The 15,660-nt window shown below is 47.1% G+C and carries 12 protein-coding genes; 7 read left to right on the top strand and 5 right to left on the bottom strand.

Features of this window, described 5'->3' with window-relative positions:
- Positions 1-64: 64 nt before the first annotated feature.
- The 6 genes from BSHG_RS16605 to BSHG_RS16630 all read left to right on the top strand — a co-directional run bounded on the left by BSHG_RS16605 (position 65) and on the right by BSHG_RS16630 (position 6,963).
- A complete protein-coding gene (locus tag BSHG_RS16605) occupies positions 65-595 on the top strand; it encodes a TIGR00730 family Rossman fold protein (RefSeq protein WP_008657929.1) in 531 nt (176 codons plus the stop codon).
- Positions 595-1,200, top strand: coding sequence for an SIS domain-containing protein (locus BSHG_RS16610; protein ID WP_005783748.1), 606 nt, complete (start codon positions 595-597; stop codon positions 1,198-1,200). Before BSHG_RS16605 ends, BSHG_RS16610 begins: the two co-directional genes overlap by 1 nt.
- Complete coding sequence (locus BSHG_RS16615; RefSeq protein WP_005783746.1) at positions 1,188-2,108, top strand: carbohydrate kinase family protein; 921 nt, start codon at positions 1,188-1,190, stop codon at positions 2,106-2,108. Before BSHG_RS16610 ends, BSHG_RS16615 begins: the two co-directional genes overlap by 13 nt.
- 184 nt (positions 2,109-2,292) lie before the next feature.
- On the top strand, positions 2,293-3,348 hold the full coding sequence (locus BSHG_RS16620) for a tyrosine-protein phosphatase (protein ID WP_005783744.1): 1,056 nt from the start codon (positions 2,293-2,295) through the stop codon (positions 3,346-3,348).
- A 94-nt stretch (positions 3,349-3,442) separates the two neighbouring features.
- A complete protein-coding gene (locus tag BSHG_RS16625) occupies positions 3,443-5,353 on the top strand; it encodes a DEAD/DEAH box helicase (RefSeq protein ID WP_011201875.1) in 1,911 nt (636 codons plus the stop codon).
- A 746-nt stretch (positions 5,354-6,099) separates the two neighbouring features.
- Positions 6,100-6,963, top strand: a complete 864-nt coding sequence (locus BSHG_RS16630; RefSeq protein ID WP_005813879.1) for a DMT family transporter — start codon at positions 6,100-6,102, stop codon at positions 6,961-6,963.
- A gap of 49 nt (positions 6,964-7,012) precedes the next feature.
- Here the strand turns inward: BSHG_RS16630 and BSHG_RS16635 are convergent, their stop codons facing one another.
- From BSHG_RS16635 to BSHG_RS16655, 5 genes are all read right to left on the bottom strand, one after another.
- Positions 7,013-9,190, bottom strand: a complete 2,178-nt coding sequence (locus tag BSHG_RS16635; protein ID WP_008657925.1) for a S46 family peptidase — start codon at positions 9,188-9,190, stop codon at positions 7,013-7,015.
- A 51-nt stretch (positions 9,191-9,241) separates the two neighbouring features.
- Positions 9,242-10,609, bottom strand: a complete 1,368-nt coding sequence (locus BSHG_RS16640; RefSeq protein ID WP_008657923.1) for a TIGR00341 family protein — start codon at positions 10,607-10,609, stop codon at positions 9,242-9,244.
- Between the two features lie 2 nt (positions 10,610-10,611).
- Positions 10,612-12,108: a lipopolysaccharide biosynthesis protein gene (locus tag BSHG_RS16645; RefSeq protein ID WP_005813883.1), complete on the bottom strand. Its 1,497-nt coding sequence runs from the start codon at positions 12,106-12,108 to the stop codon at positions 10,612-10,614.
- Positions 12,109-12,136: 28 nt separating this feature from the next.
- On the bottom strand, positions 12,137-13,165 hold the full coding sequence (ruvB, locus tag BSHG_RS16650; RefSeq protein WP_005783731.1) for a Holliday junction branch migration DNA helicase RuvB: 1,029 nt from the start codon (positions 13,163-13,165) through the stop codon (positions 12,137-12,139).
- 328 nt (positions 13,166-13,493) lie between these two features.
- Entirely contained in the window at positions 13,494-14,192 is a 699-nt protein-coding gene (locus BSHG_RS16655) for a DNA alkylation repair protein (protein WP_005783729.1), read from the bottom strand.
- 106 nt (positions 14,193-14,298) lie between these two features.
- Here BSHG_RS16655 and BSHG_RS16660 point away from each other — a divergent pair, with 106 nt between their 5' ends.
- On the top strand, positions 14,299-15,531 hold the full coding sequence (locus BSHG_RS16660) for a nucleoside recognition domain-containing protein (RefSeq protein WP_005783728.1): 1,233 nt from the start codon (positions 14,299-14,301) through the stop codon (positions 15,529-15,531).
- Positions 15,532-15,660: the final 129 nt, after the last annotated feature.

The raw sequence follows: 15,660 nt of genomic DNA, 5'->3' as shown, positions 1-15,660 counted from the left end.
ATAAAACTTATTGTCGTTTATAGAAAATTGCAGATATTTGTAAGCTATAACATCAATAACCCTTATGGAGAAGATAGGAATTTTCTGTTCCGCATCCGGCAGCATCGACCCGATATACTTCGATGCCGCCCATCAGATTGGCGAATGGATGGGGAAAAACGGCAAGACACTTATCTATGGTGGTGCCAACCTCGGACTCATGGAATGCGTGGCCAAAGCAGTCAAAGAAAACGGGGGACATGTCATCGGTGTAGTACCTTCCAAACTGGAAGAAAACGGCAAAGTGAGTACATACCCCGATGAGATAATCGCCACACACGACCTGAGCGACCGCAAGGATATCATCCTGCAACAATCGGATGTATTGGTGGCCCTTCCCGGCGGCATAGGCACGCTGGATGAGGTATTTCATGTCATGGCAGCCGCTTCCATCGGCTATCATCAGAAGAAAGTGATCTTCTACAATGCAGATGGTTTCTACAACCCACTGCTCGCCGTGCTCAGCGAATTACAGGCAAGAGGATTCACCCGTCACCCTCTGTCCTCCTATTATGAAGTAGCAAACACATTTAATGAATTAACAATTAAGATATAATGATTGAATCTATTCAAGAACTCCTGCAAAAGGAAGCACAAGCTGTGCTGAATATTCCTGTGACTGATGCCTACGAAAAGGCCGTTGAATTAATAGTGGAACAAATACACAGAAAAAAAGGCAAACTTGTAACTTCCGGCATGGGTAAAGCCGGACAAATAGCGATGAACATCGCCACTACGTTTTGTTCGACCGGAATTCCCTCTGTCTTCCTGCACCCCAGCGAGGCACAACACGGCGATCTGGGCATCCTGCAAGAGAACGACCTGTTATTATTGATTTCAAATTCAGGTAAAACCCGTGAAATCGTAGAGTTAACCCAGCTGGCCCACAACCTGAATCCGGGTCTGAAATTCATTGTCATCACCGGCAATCCGGACAGTCCGCTTGCCAGCGAATCGGATGTATGCCTGAGCACAGGACATCCTGCCGAAGTTTGTACCCTGGGGATGACTCCGACCACTTCGACTACGGTAATGACCGTCATCGGCGATATTCTCGTAGTGCAAACCATGAAAAGGACCGAATTTACTATTGAAGAATACTCCAAACGCCATCACGGTGGCTACTTGGGCGAAAAATCAAGAAAACTATGCGTAAAGTAATCGGCATCGGAGAGACTATACTCGATATCATCTTCCGGAACGACCAGCCTTCGGCAGCCGTTCCCGGAGGCTCTGTATTCAACGGCATCGTTTCTTTGGGACGCATGGGAGTCAATGTATGCTTCATCAGTGAAACAGGGAATGACCATGTAGGAAACATCATTCTGCAATTCATGCGTGACAATCACATCCCGACGGATCACGTCAACGTGTTTCCGGACGGCAAATCGCCCGTATCCCTAGCTTTCCTCAACGAACACAGCGATGCAGAATATATCTTCTATAAAGACTACCCAAAACAGCGGCTGGACGTTTTATTCCCGTCCATCAATGAAGACGACATCATTGTCATCGGTTCATATTATGCTCTCAATCCGGTATTGCGTGATAAGATATTGGAACTGCTGGACATAGCAAAAGAAAAAAGAGCGATTGTATACTACGATCCCAATTTCCGATCCTCACACAAGAATGAAGCGATGAAACTGGCTCCGACCATTATCGAGAACCTGGAATATGCCGACATTGTAAGAGGCTCTTTGGAAGACTTCTATTATATGTACGGAATCAAAGACGTAGAAAAAATCTACAAGGACAAGATAAAGTTCTATTGTCCGCTCTTCCTTTGCACAGCCGGAGCCGAAAGAATCTCACTGCGTACGAACGCAATATCCAAAGAGTATCCTGTCGCGCCATTAGAGGCAGTCAGCACTATCGGTGCAGGAGACAATTTTAATGCCGGGCTGATCTATGGCATGCTAAAGTACGACGTCCGGTACCGTGACTTGCAACACCTGAGTGAAGAGACCTGGGATAAAGTGATACAATGCGGACAAGACTTTGCAGCCGAAGTTTGCAAAAGTTTCAACAACTCCATATCCGGGGAGTTTGCGGCCAACTACCGTTGAAAGCAATAAGCTACGGGCTACAAACTGCGAATGAATGTACAGTCATCCGGCACGGTTACCTGTAGCTTGTAGCCTGCAATTCGTAGCTAATTACTATTAACGTTGCCTAATTATCGCAAAGTAATTATACCATGTAACGAGAATTCCTATCTTTGCAATCAGTGCTTTCAGACAAATACAAACTATGTACAAGAACCTGTTCAATTTACTAACTATTTTACTTATTCTGCCTTCGTGCACAGACATGTCTCCTAACATTTCGGTGGTTTGCGAAGAGAATAATATAGGAAACTGTATTCTTAAATGGGAAACGACTCCTCTCATCAAGGGGCAGGTGAAAGTATATACATCCGACAATCCGGAATTCATACCCGAAGATAATCCGGTTGCCATGGCCAATATCTCCGATGCGCGAATGACGATTGTGACCAACGATCCTTCCAGGCGCTCTTATTACATGCTGGTGTTCAACGATAAATACCGTGTGAAAGTGGCTCCCCGCAACGTGAATATGCCCGGCATTCAAAACTTCCGTGACTTGGGAGGTTACAAATCCGCCACCGGAAAGCATGTACGTTGGGGCAAGCTCTACCGTTCGGCACAGATAGACAGCCTGAATTGCTTTGCCCTCAGGAAACTGCAAAACCTGGGTATCAAGACCATTCTGGATCTGCGCTCCGAGAGCGAACTCCATAATACACCTCCCTTGCAAAAGGGATTCAATGTAGTACATATCCCCATCAACACGGGCGACATGGAACATATCCTGCACGGCATACAGCAAGAGAAGATCAAGACAGATACCATTTACCACATGGTAGAAGCGATGAATCGTGAACTGGTGGCAAAATACCAAAAGGAATATAAAGAGATTTTCGACATCCTGCTCGATAAAAACAGTTATCCGGTCGTGATTCACTGCTCGTCGGGAAAAGGACGGACAGGCATTGTATCCGCACTGATACTGGCCTCTTTAGATGTCAATGCAGATATCATTATGGAAGATTACCGTTTGAGCAACGATTACTTCAACATCCCCAAAGCCTCCAAATACGCCTATAACCTGCCGGTCAATTCACAGGAAGCCATCACCACCCTCTTTTCGGCAAAAGAAGACTTTCTCAATGCAGCCAAAGACGAGATAGAGCGGAAATACGGTGATGTACCCACCTATCTGCGAAAGGCAATCGGCCTTCAGTCCGAAGACATACACAGGCTACGCACCATCTTACTGGAATAACGCACTTTTTGTTCATCATTATTTATTGTTATCATTCATTATTCACAATTAATGCGTATCTTTGCACCCGAAAATAAAGATATACAGAGATTTAATGAAGACATTTGAAGAGCTTGGCGTTTCTCCGGAGATACGTAAAGCTATTGAAGAGATGGGATACGAGAATCCCATGCCGGTACAGGAGGAAGTGATTCCATACCTATTAGGAGAGAATAATGATGTAGTAGCTCTTGCACAGACAGGGACGGGTAAGACCGCAGCGTTTGGCTTGCCCCTCATCCAGAAAATTAACGTAAAAAACAGAATACCTCAATCACTCGTTCTTTGCCCCACACGCGAGCTTTGCCTCCAGATAGCAGGCGACCTGAACGACTATTCCAAATACATCGACGGGCTGAAAGTATTGCCTGTATACGGCGGTTCATCCATCGACAGCCAGATACGCAGCCTGAAACGGGGTGTGCATATCATTGTTGCCACACCGGGGCGACTCCTCGACTTGATGGAACGCAAAACGGTATCTCTTGCCACTGTCACAAACGTAGTGATGGACGAAGCGGACGAAATGCTCAATATGGGCTTTACGGACAGTATCAATGCCATCCTGGCAGATGTTCCGCAAGAACGTAACACACTGCTTTTCTCGGCCACTATGAGCCCGGAAATAGCCCGTATTTCGAAGAACTACCTTCACAATGCAAAAGAGATCACCATCGGACGCAAGAACGAAAGTACGAGCAACGTGAAGCATGTGGTCTATACCGTACATGCAAAAGATAAATACGCCGCTCTGAAACGCATCGTAGACTATTATCCGCAGATTTATGGTATCATCTTCTGCCGTACCCGCAAAGAGACACAGGAGATTGCCGATAAACTGATGCAGGAAGGTTATAACGCTGACTCGTTGCACGGAGAACTCTCACAGGCACAGCGTGACACGGTGATGCAGAAGTTCCGCATCCGCAACATCCAGATCCTGGTAGCCACCGATGTAGCTGCGCGCGGACTGGACGTAGACGACCTGACACACGTCATCAACTACGGATTGCCGGACGATACGGAAAGTTATACGCACCGTAGCGGACGTACAGGACGTGCCGGAAAGACAGGTACATCCATCGCCATCATCAATTTGCGTGAAAAAGGAAAGATGCGCGAAATAGAACGCATCATCGGTAAGAAATTCATTGCCGGTGAAATGCCTACCGGTAAGCAGATCTGCGAGAAACAGCTTCTCAAAGTGATAGACGATCTTGAAAAAGTAAAGGTAAACGAGGAGGATATCAATGATTTCATGCCTGAGATTTACCGTAAACTGGAGTGGCTGAGTAAAGAAGACCTCATCAAGCGCATGGTATCGCATGAGTTCAACCGGTTTGTCGACTATTATCGCAACCGCGAAGAAATAGAGGTGCCGACTGATAGCCGCAGTGAACGCGCCGGAAAAAGCCGTGAAGGAAAAAGCAGCCGCCAGGCAGAACCGGGTTACACCCGCCTTTTCATCAATCTGGGTAAGATGGATAACTTCTTCCCTCACGAACTGATCACCTTGCTCAACAATAACACACGAGGAAGAGTAGAATTGGGACGCATCGACCTGATGAAAAATTTCTCGTTCTTCGAAGTGGAAGAGAAACAAGCACAAAACGTCGTAAAGGCGCTGAACCGGACAAACTGGAACGGACGTAAAGTCACAGTAGAGGTAGCCGGAGAAGAGGCATCTACAGAGCACAAAGGACGTGGAAAGCGGAATGAAGGTAACGATCAGGGTGGCAGAGGAAGAAGCAGCGCTCCATCTGCCGACCGCAAAGAGAGAGGCAAAGGCAGCAAAGACAGCAAACAAGCCGACAGCCGGAAAGGCAAAAAGCCAAGCCGTGAGGAACGGGGATATTCCGCAGCCCGCGGCCCCAAAGGCAAAGATGAATGGAAACAGTTCTTTAAAGATGCCGAACCCGACTTCAGCGAAGAAGGATGGGCAAGAAGAAAGCCTAAAAAGAGCTAAATACAAAAGGACAGGGAAAACGGCTGACGGACTTACAAAAGGATTCAAATAGCCGTTTCTGACCAACCTTCCCTCTTTATAAGATCACTCTTTCAGAGAGATCCCGAACGAAAGCCCGGCGCTTCATCCCACTCAGCTACCGTCTGAGTGAGACGGAGAGCCGGGCTTTCCCGTTCCGACAAGCAAGCTCCCGAATGAAATGCTTACTGCATTTACCCCAAAAGGTTACTGCATCGGGAGCAAATGCCTGCTGCATCGGAAGAAGAGACCCACTCTATCGGTACATTCTTCATAAAAGCTCCCGTTTCCGAGTCGGTTGGTATCCGAAGAGGAGCACGAACGAACTATCAAAAAGGCACTATATTTTTATCCGAAAGGTCTATTTGCTCACAGATCACCGCTTATAGCAAAAATCAGAAAGGAAACAGAAGAATTCTCAAGCATCGGATCCTTTCCCTGATGCAAAATCCAGCCATTTTTATTACCTCCACAGGAGAGAGGGCCGAAATAAACGATTCTGAATGGGTCGGAAAAGCAAAAAGTCAAAATGACAACATCCACCGCAGAGCAACAAAGAGTAAACCTGACCTATGGGTAACGAATGATATTTATCTGCGGAAAGCTGTGGAATCCGCAGTGAACACGAGTTGCGATCCCCCATAGTAAAAATCCTTCCCCTCTTTATTATTGTCTTTAAAAGTGCTACCTTTGCGTGAATTAAAAAAAACAGGTAATAGTTTTCGGGTATGAACAAATTGAATGGTTTCCTTTACGGTTTGCTGTCGTCGGCCTCTTTCGGCCTTATTCCTCTTTTCACGATCCCTGCCATGCGTGAAGGAATGAACTTCGAGTCCATTCTGTTCTACCGGTTCCTGTTTGCCTGCCTGGCATTGGGATGCATCCTATTGCTAGACAAGCAGTCTTTCCATATCAAGCGGAAAGAGATCCCGTCATTAATGTTACTTGCTTTTCTGTATCTGATGTCCGCAGTCTTTCTGTTCTGGGGATATAAATTTATGGCAAGCGGCGTAGCCACCACCATTCATTTCATGTATCCGGTATTGACCACTCTGATCATGATGATCTTCTTCCGCGAAAGGAAATCGACGTGGCGTTTCTTTGCTATCGCCCTCGCAGTGGTCGGTGTCTCCTGCCTCTCTTATGGCGACAGTTCGGGAGGAATTACCGCCCTCGGATTGTTTATCGTCCTCCTGTCGGCTTTGGGATATGCACTTTATCTGGTTACGGTCAGCCAGCTCAAAATCGGACAGATGAAGGGATTACGGCTTACTTTCTATGTTTTCCTGTTCGGCACGCTCTTATTGCTGGCAGGCATAGGTGCTACTACAGGCATACAAACTATCCCTGACTGGCACACGGGTGGAAACCTGGTACTCCTGGCACTGATCCCGACAGTGGTCTCCAACCTGGCATTGGTACGGGCGGTAAAAAGCATCGGCTCCACGCTCACTTCCGTACTTGGAGCCATGGAGCCGGTGACAGCTGTTTGTGTAGGTATCTTTATATTCGGCGAACCCTTTACCCAAAGCATCGGGATCGGTATTCTGCTGATTATTTCGGCAGTAATCGTTATTATACTGAAACGTTAGGAGGTATGTCGAAACCGTACCCTGCGTTACTCTGCGGTAAGTGATGCCCTCACCCCTCTATTTTCAGTTCTTGTATCAGATGGCTTGCTTTACCAAACTTCTCGATAATAAAGAGCATATAACGCACATCGACTCCAATGCAGCGTTGCACATCGGGCTCGAAAACAATATCACTGCTCATGGCTTCCCAGTTTCCATCGAACGCCAATCCCAACAATTCGCCTTTGCCATTGAACATGGCGCTGCCGGAGTTTCCACCTGTGATGTCGTTGTTTGAGATAAAGCAGACATTCATGTCTCCCTTCGTATCGGCATAACGCCCGAAATCACCCGATGACAGCAGGGACAGCACCTCGGGTTGCACGGCAAAGTCGGGATCGCCGCTGTGCTCTTTTACCTTCTCGAAAATACCCTTCACCGTAGTGTAATAGCCATAATCAGCCCCATCGTAAGGTGAATAACTGCCAATGGTACCGAAGCTCAACCGCATGGTAGAATTGGCATCGGGATAGAAATTACGGTCGGCATACATCCGTCTCATGGCAGCATTGAACTCACGTTCGTCCTTCTCTATATTATCGGAAGCCTCAGCCATCTGACTACGCATATCGAAGAGTTTTACAATGAGATCGATGCCCAGCGAAACAGCAGGATCATCGATCATGTGGAAAGTTGTGTCACGCTCCAGAAAACGCTTCAAGCCGCGGGGGGAGGTAAGTTCCGAATGAGCATACAACGTGTCGACATACATCTGTTCATTGCCTCCGTAAAGTGTATCTATGGCCTGATAAAGATCGGGCAGATAAGCCTTATCCACTTTGGTCCGATACTCCTTCAGCATGGCCACAAACACCTCCTTATCGATGGAAACGTCATAATTTGCATACTTATCGAGTAATTTCTGGAGCTGGGCCACGACCTGTTTCTGTTCCGCCTCAAAATCAAAATTGAGGATAGTCAACGCAAATTGCACCAGCTCGGGACCATTGATAAATGACTCCCCGAAATAAGACATCGCCCGGTTCACCTCCTTACGGTCCTTATAATTCAGTTCGAGCGACGACATCAGATGCAACAGTTTCTCACGTTCTGCCGGAGTCTTCTGAATCCACTGCCGGAGTGCTTCTTCCGCCTGCCGTTTCTTGTCAAGCACCTTCAGCTTGCGTATCGCTTTATTGGTTCCGATGCTGTTTTTCCAGTAATTGGAACTTTCATCATATTTTGACGCATACTTGATACGGATGGAATCCCTGCGATCCATCTCACGTTTCCAAATGGCCTGTTTCACTCCGCGGACATCGATCATAGCCTGGTTCATGCCGTTCATCATCTCTTCGATACCAAACGAAGAAAGATAACGTTCCGTGCTACCGGGATAACCCAGAGTCATGCAGAATGAACCTTCTTTGTATCCATCCAATGTGATGGGAGCCACGTATTCGGGGCGATAGGGCACGTTGTCGGGTGAATAGTCGGCAGGACGGTTGTCTTTACCGGCATAGATACGAAAGACGCAGAAATCGCCAGTATGACGGGGCCACATCCAATTGTCCGTATCCCAACCGAACTTACCGATGGAAGACGGTGGAGCAAACACCAGGCGTACATCGTTGAAATCGCGGTAAACAGAAAGCCAAAACTCATTGCCACCATAATACGCATCCACAATGCCGACCAGTGTAGAGTCCTTTTTAGTGACTTCATCTCCCAGCAACACCATCATCGAATCGATGGCCAGGCTGCGTTCGGATTCGGTCATACCGGGTGTCGTAGCTTTCAGTACCCGCCGGGTTACGTTTTCCGTACGAAGCAGAAACCGGACATACAGCTCGGGATTGGGCAATTCTTCCTCCCGGCTATGTGCCGTGAACCCATCTTTCAAATAATCATGATCCACCGAACTGTGTTGCTGTATGCTGCTGAATCCGCAATGGTGATTGGTAAACACCAAGCCATCTTCGGAGACGACTACTCCCGAACAGAATCCTCCGAAACTGACCACAGCGTCTTTCAGAGACGGGTGCCTGGTGCAATAAAGTTGGTCGGCAGGCATCTGCAAACCCAACTCTTTCATCGTCTTACGGGTTTCTTTATTCAAATTGCCAAGCATCCACATACCTTCATCGGCATGCATCGAAACCGGATAGAGTAAAAGCAATGCCAGAAACAGAGCCTCCCCCCACCTCTTTCCGTTGCGGAAAGAGGTAATCACTTTCATTTTATTCATTTATATAAATCATGTTTATTCATCTTCTTTTCTCTGGCGACACGCTTACCGTCACTCTTCAACAATCAGCCGAAGTTTCTTCGCCCCTATCCGCGCCTGAAGCCATGCACTGATTTTCGCTTTTTCCTCGTTCTTCGGATGACGGGTGAATTTCAATACGGCGAGCGCTATGGTATCCGTTTTCATCGAATCGACCGTTGTCTCGATGGTATGTGAAATAGACAAAGCCGTCACCGACGGATAGAGTACTTTCAGTTCCGGGATAATTTTCCGGCTCATTTCATCGTAAGACTTATACCGTTCGAGGCTTTGCTGGAGCGTGGCTATCTTGACTTGCTGTTCCTGCAGGCGTTGTTCACTGTTTTTATAGAAGTCTTCCATAACCATGGCACGGATAGACGACATATCCATCGCTTCATTATTGTTCATCCCCTGCAGAACGATCAGTTTCGTATTCTCCAGTTTATAATCTTTCATCTTGCTGCGGGCAATGGCAATGGAAGCTTCCGGCACCTCCGGACCAATCAGCACAACCCGGATTTCGCATGAATCTCCTTCATAATGAATCTTCTTATTCAAGACCTGGGTATTGTCGAAGTTGAGCTGTTCGGAAACGAAACGATTCGCTGCCGCTTCGAAGAAGGTGCTTCGGATAATTCCCATAGTCAGGTAAATAGCCGGACACATGGTCAGGATTACGATCAATACGATGTATTTCCGCACTTTCTTTTCCCGGTTCTTATCCACAAACTCTTTCCGCTGGAAATGCATCAGCCTCACACCGATAAACGTAGCCAGACTGATAAATACGGAATTGATGAAATAGAGGTAGAACGCGCCCAGAAAATAGATCAGATTGCCCGAAGCCAATCCGTAACCGGCCGTACAGAGAGGAGGCATCAGCGCAGTGGCAATGGCAACTCCCGGAATTACATTTCCTTTCTCCTTGGTAGAGAGGGCAACCACTCCGGCAAGTCCGCCGAAAAGTGCGATGAAAACGTCATAAATGGTCGGTGACGTACGCGCCAGCAGTTCCGACTGCGCCTCAGCGATGGGAGTGAAAAGAAAGAAAACAGTCGCCGTCGTGACACTGAATGCAGTTGTAATCAGGAAGCTCTTCAGGGAACGCTTCATCAACTCGAAATCGTTCATACCGACAGACAGCCCCACCCCCATAATCGGGCCCATCAACGGAGAAATCAACATGGCACCGATAATCACGGCCGTCGAGTTGACATTCAGTCCGAGTGAAGCCATGAAAATGGCAAAAATCAGAATCCAGAGATTAGCTCCTTTAAACTCAACTCCCTTGCGGATAGAGTCGACGGTTGCCAGTTCATTGTCCTTATCCTTTCTCAGATCGAGATACTCTCTCAGAAACGCCTTAATGGCAAAAATGTTTCGGTTGTCTGCCTTCATAACTATTTCTTCTTTATAATTCGGTTAATCACAGGAATCTGGCTCAGCGGTAAATCTTTCCGAACAACATAAGCCATAAATATCAGCAACAATACAGTACGGAAAGCCAGACGGAGCACGATATTCTCAATGGGAACCCACTCTCCGATCACATAAAGCACTGCTGTAAACAGCACATACGTACCAAGGTGTTTCAGGTCATAGTGAATGGGATATTTCTTCTGCCCGATCCAATAAGAAAGGATCGTAATCACAGCGTATCCGGCCACCGAAGCCCATGCCGAAGCCACAAATCCGTAAGTGGGGACAAGCATCACATTCATTCCTACAATGATGACACATCCGACAATGGAAAAGTATGCTCCCCAACGGGTTTCGTCTATCAGCTTATACCAGAACGAAAGATTGAAATAGATACCTTTGAATATTTCCGCTCCGATCACGATGGCGACAACGCTCAGTCCCGCCCAATAATCAGGTGCCACCATATAACGCAAAAGATCCAGGTAAAACATTACCACCAGAAAAGCGAACATCGCAAAAATAAGGAAATACTTCATCGCCTGTGCATACATCCGGCGGTTATCCCCTTCCTTTTGTTTGCCGAACACAAAAGGCTCGTAGGCATAGCGGAAAGCTTGGGTGAACATGGCCATTACCATGGCAATCTTGGTGGCGGCCCCATAAATGCCGAGCTGCACCAATCCCTCCTGCCGGTCGGCAAAGAGAAAAGGATAGATAATCTTATCTACCGTCTGATTCAGAATGCCTACCAACCCGAAAATCAATATCGGGAAAGAATAGATAAGCATCCGCTTCAACAACTGTTTATCAACCCTGTAAGCGAAACCGCGAAGTTCGGGAATCAGGCAAAAGAGCTGCAGACAGGTTGTTATCAGATTGGAAACGAAGATATACCCCACCAAATAGGTCGGGTTATAGAACCAATCGACCCAAGCGGGAAAGTGTTCATGCAACCACGGACACAGCAACAGGAAGAACAAGTTCAGAACAATGTTGGCAATGATGGAGACAAACTTAATGGCAACAAACTTAATGGGCCGCTTCTTGAAACGCAGATAAGCAAACGGAATGCACAGAAAAGCATCGAGTGCCATCACTATAATCATCATTCCGATGAAATCGGGATGATCGCCATATTCCAGAAGATGAGAGACCGGTTGGAGAAACGTCAGGCAGAGAATAGCAAATATCAGTGAAATGCCCCCTACCGAAATCAGTGAATTGGCATATACTTTCACCGGATCTTCTTCCGACTTATTGGCAAAACGGAAGAAACCGGTCTCCATACCGAACGTCAAAAGTACCATAATCAACCCGGCCCAGGCATACACATTGGTAACCACTCCGTATCCGCCGGACGCAGCCGGCAGAACTGCGGTATATAAAGGCACCAACAGATAGTTCAGGAACCTGCCAACCATACTACTCAACCCATACAAGGCTGTATCTTTTACCAGGGATTTTAATCCGGCCATGTTATTTTTGTGATTAATAGTGTTTCCACTAATCATTAAACAGTGTTTTCTGACTATTGTAGAGACTGCGCCCCAAATGCTTATAGGCGAGTTCCGTCACCTCACGTCCGCGGGGAGTACGCTTCAGGAATCCCTCTTTGATCAGGAACGGTTCGTAGACCTCCTCAATCGTTCCGGCATCTTCGCCCAGTGCAGTGGCAATAGTCGTAAGCCCCACGGGACCACCCTTAAATTTATCAATAATAGTACAGAGAATCTTGTTGTCTATCTCGTCCAGTCCGTATTTATCGATATTTAGCGCCTCAAGCGCATAGTTGGCTATCTCCGTATCGATAGAACCGGACCCTTTCACTTGTGCAAAATCACGCACCCTGCGCAGCAGCGCATTGGCTATACGAGGTGTCCCGCGGCTGCGCGAAGCAATCTCACCCGCAGCCTGAGACGAACAGGGCACATCGAGTATGCCGGCCGAACGGCTGATAATGTTGCTCAGAATATCGTCATCGTAATATTCCAGATGCAAGTTAATACCGAACCGGGCACGCAGAGGTGCCGTCAGTAATCCGCTCCGGGTAGTGGCTCCCACCAATGTAAACGGGTTCAGATCGATCTGGATACTACGCGCCGAGGGGCCCTTGTCGATCATAATATCGATCCGGTAATCCTCCATGGCCGAATACAGATATTCCTCCACTACCGGTGAAAGGCGGTGGATCTCATCGATAAACAGCACGTCGTTAGGTTCGAGACTGGTTAAGACGCCGGCCAAATCACCCGGTTTGTCGAGTACCGGTCCGGAAGTTACCTTAAATCCTACTCCCAGTTCGTTGGCTATGATGTTCGATAAAGTGGTTTTACCCAATCCGGGGGGGCCGTGAAGCAATACATGGTCCAGTGCTTCTGCTCTCAAACGAGCTGCCTTGACAAAAATACGGAGATTATCTACCACTTTATCCTGTCCATTGAAGTCTTCGAAACTCAATGGCCGGAGGGCATTTTCAAAATCCCGCTCTCTGCTGGTCAGCTGATGATCACGTATATTAAAATCTTCTTCCATTCCTTTTTTATAAATAGGTAGCAAAGATATAGATTTCGCTACATAGTAAGGCAGAGTTTCACAGAGTTTTTCCTTTACGAAGTACGTTTAAGCTTTGTTTAGGCTAAGACAAGCCCAAAGGTTCCTCCGACAAATCTGCCGTTCTTTATTGTCTGACTCCGGACAGCTGATCTCTTTCGCTGCACCGGAACTTATATCCCGTACAAAGTTTTCCAACGGTTCTCTCCCGGAAGCAGTTCAAGCCAATGGTTCTTCTGTCGGACATTTTCATTACACACCGACCTCACTTCCGGTTCTGAAAGCCCATTTCTCCTCCGTTCAATGCGGATCATCGCCCCATATACAACTTCCGCTCCTCGTCCGTGAGCTTCTCTATGGAATAACGCAGCATAGTGCGGGGCATCACTTTGCTATATTTATCCAGAAACTGCAACAGCAGGGTCTTGTCCCGCTTTCCCATTTCACGCAGCATCCAGCCTATAGCCTTCCGCATCAAGTCATGTTTGTGTTGCAGCAACAATTCCGAAAGACGGAGAATATCGATGAAATCGTTATTCCGGATGAAGGTAACCGTAGATACGACAGCAATACGCTGATCCCACAGCAGAGTACTTTCCGCCAGCCGATAAAGATCATCACGCGACTTATCCTTTAGGTATTCACCCACAATATAAGGTGCCGACAGGTCCACAAGGTCCCAATTATTTATGCGCTCCGTCTGCGACAGATAAAAACGGTAGATCGCTTCCCGCTCCTCTCCACCACTTTTCTTAAACCGCTCCACCATCATCAGTAATGCACACAAACGACATTCATGCCATTCGGATTGTAAAAGCTCCGCCATCACCTCAAAAGGCGCGTTCTTATACTTCTTCGCTACAAGCCGGGTTGCAGGAACCACTATTCCAAGAAACCGGTCGCCTTCACCATATTGCCCCTTGCCGGTTTTAAAGAATCCGGGAAGATATTCCCTTTTTACCGGATCAATATAAGTCTCCAGTTCTTTTTGAATTTCTATCGCTTTCATCGGGATATTTGAGTCTACAAAGTTATATACGGACAAAAATAGTCAAAAAAGCCGCAATGAGTGGAAACATATTCTTAATTTTGTAGGAAAATTAACGGGCATATTTATGGTTTTAAATTACATCTGGATCGCATTCTTCGTGATTGCTTTCGTAGTTGCCGTCTGCAAACTTTTGTTCTTCGGCGATACCCAAATATTCACAGAGATCATCAACTCCACCTTCGATTCATCTAAAACGGCATTCGAAATCTCTCTCGGCCTGACAGGTGTGTTGTCGCTTTGGCTCGGTGTAATGAAGATTGGCGAGAACAGCGGCCTGATTAATGCCCTTTCACGCTGGCTGAGTCCGGTCTTCTGCCGCTTGTTTCCGGACATTCCGAAAGGACATCCGGTCATGGGATCTATTTTCATGAATATGTCCGCCAATATGCTGGGGCTTGACAATGCTGCCACTCCCATGGGACTGAAAGCTATGAAGGAACTGCAAGAACTGAATCCGAAAAAAGACACTGCCAGCAACCCGATGATTATGTTCCTGGTGATTAACACTTCGGGACTGATCATTATCCCGATCAGCATCATGGTCTACCGGGCTCAAATGGGAGCGGCCCAACCTACAGACATCTTCATCCCTATCCTGCTAAGCACCTTCATTTCTACACTCGTAGGAGTCATTGCCGTCAGCATCTCCCAACGCATTAACCTGATAAACAAAGCTATATTGACACTAATGGGTTGCCTGAGCCTTTTCTTCGGCGGAATTATCTATCTGACAACTACACTTTCCCGTGAAGAGATGGGAGTTTATTCCACTCTGATTGCTAATGTAATCTTATTCTCGGTCATTTTACTGTTCATTATAGCAGGTATCCGGAAAAAAATCAATGTGTACGACTCCTTTGTCGAAGGAGCCAAAGAGGGATTCACCACTGCGGTCCGGATCATCCCCTATCTAGTGGCTTTTCTCGTTGGAATCGCTGTTTTCCGCACTTCGGGTGCCATGGATATACTGGTCGGCGGCATTGGGGCAATCGTAGAATTTTGCGGACTGGACACCGGCTTTGTGGGAGCACTGCCAACGGCCTTAATGAAGTCACTGAGCGGCAGCGGTGCCAATGGCCTGATGATCGACACCATGAAACAGTTTGGACCCGATTCATTTGTCGGACGTGTCAGTTGTGTCGTTCGCGGTGCATCGGACACCACCTTCTATATTTTAGCAGTATATTTTGGAAGCGTAGGCATCACAAAAACACGTAATGCGGTCACGTGCGGACTGATTGCCGACTTTGCCGGAATTATTGCAGCCATTTTAATCAGTTACTTATTTTTCTTTTAAAAAGAACATCAACAAGAATTAGGTATCCAAGGGCTATCTCCGGCAGAAATCCGTAACGACAGTTCGGCAGCATTGGGATGGTTGAAAGTACCGGAGTGTCTAAAGTAGTTATTCACTTAGAGATATTCC

Origin of the sequence: Bacteroides sp. 3_2_5 (assembly GCF_000159855.2) — a bacterium.
In the GTDB taxonomy this organism is placed as follows: domain Bacteria; phylum Bacteroidota; class Bacteroidia; order Bacteroidales; family Bacteroidaceae; genus Bacteroides; species Bacteroides fragilis.
The sequence above is the reverse complement of the archived record's forward strand: the minus strand, read 5'-3'. Positions and strand labels throughout refer to the sequence as shown.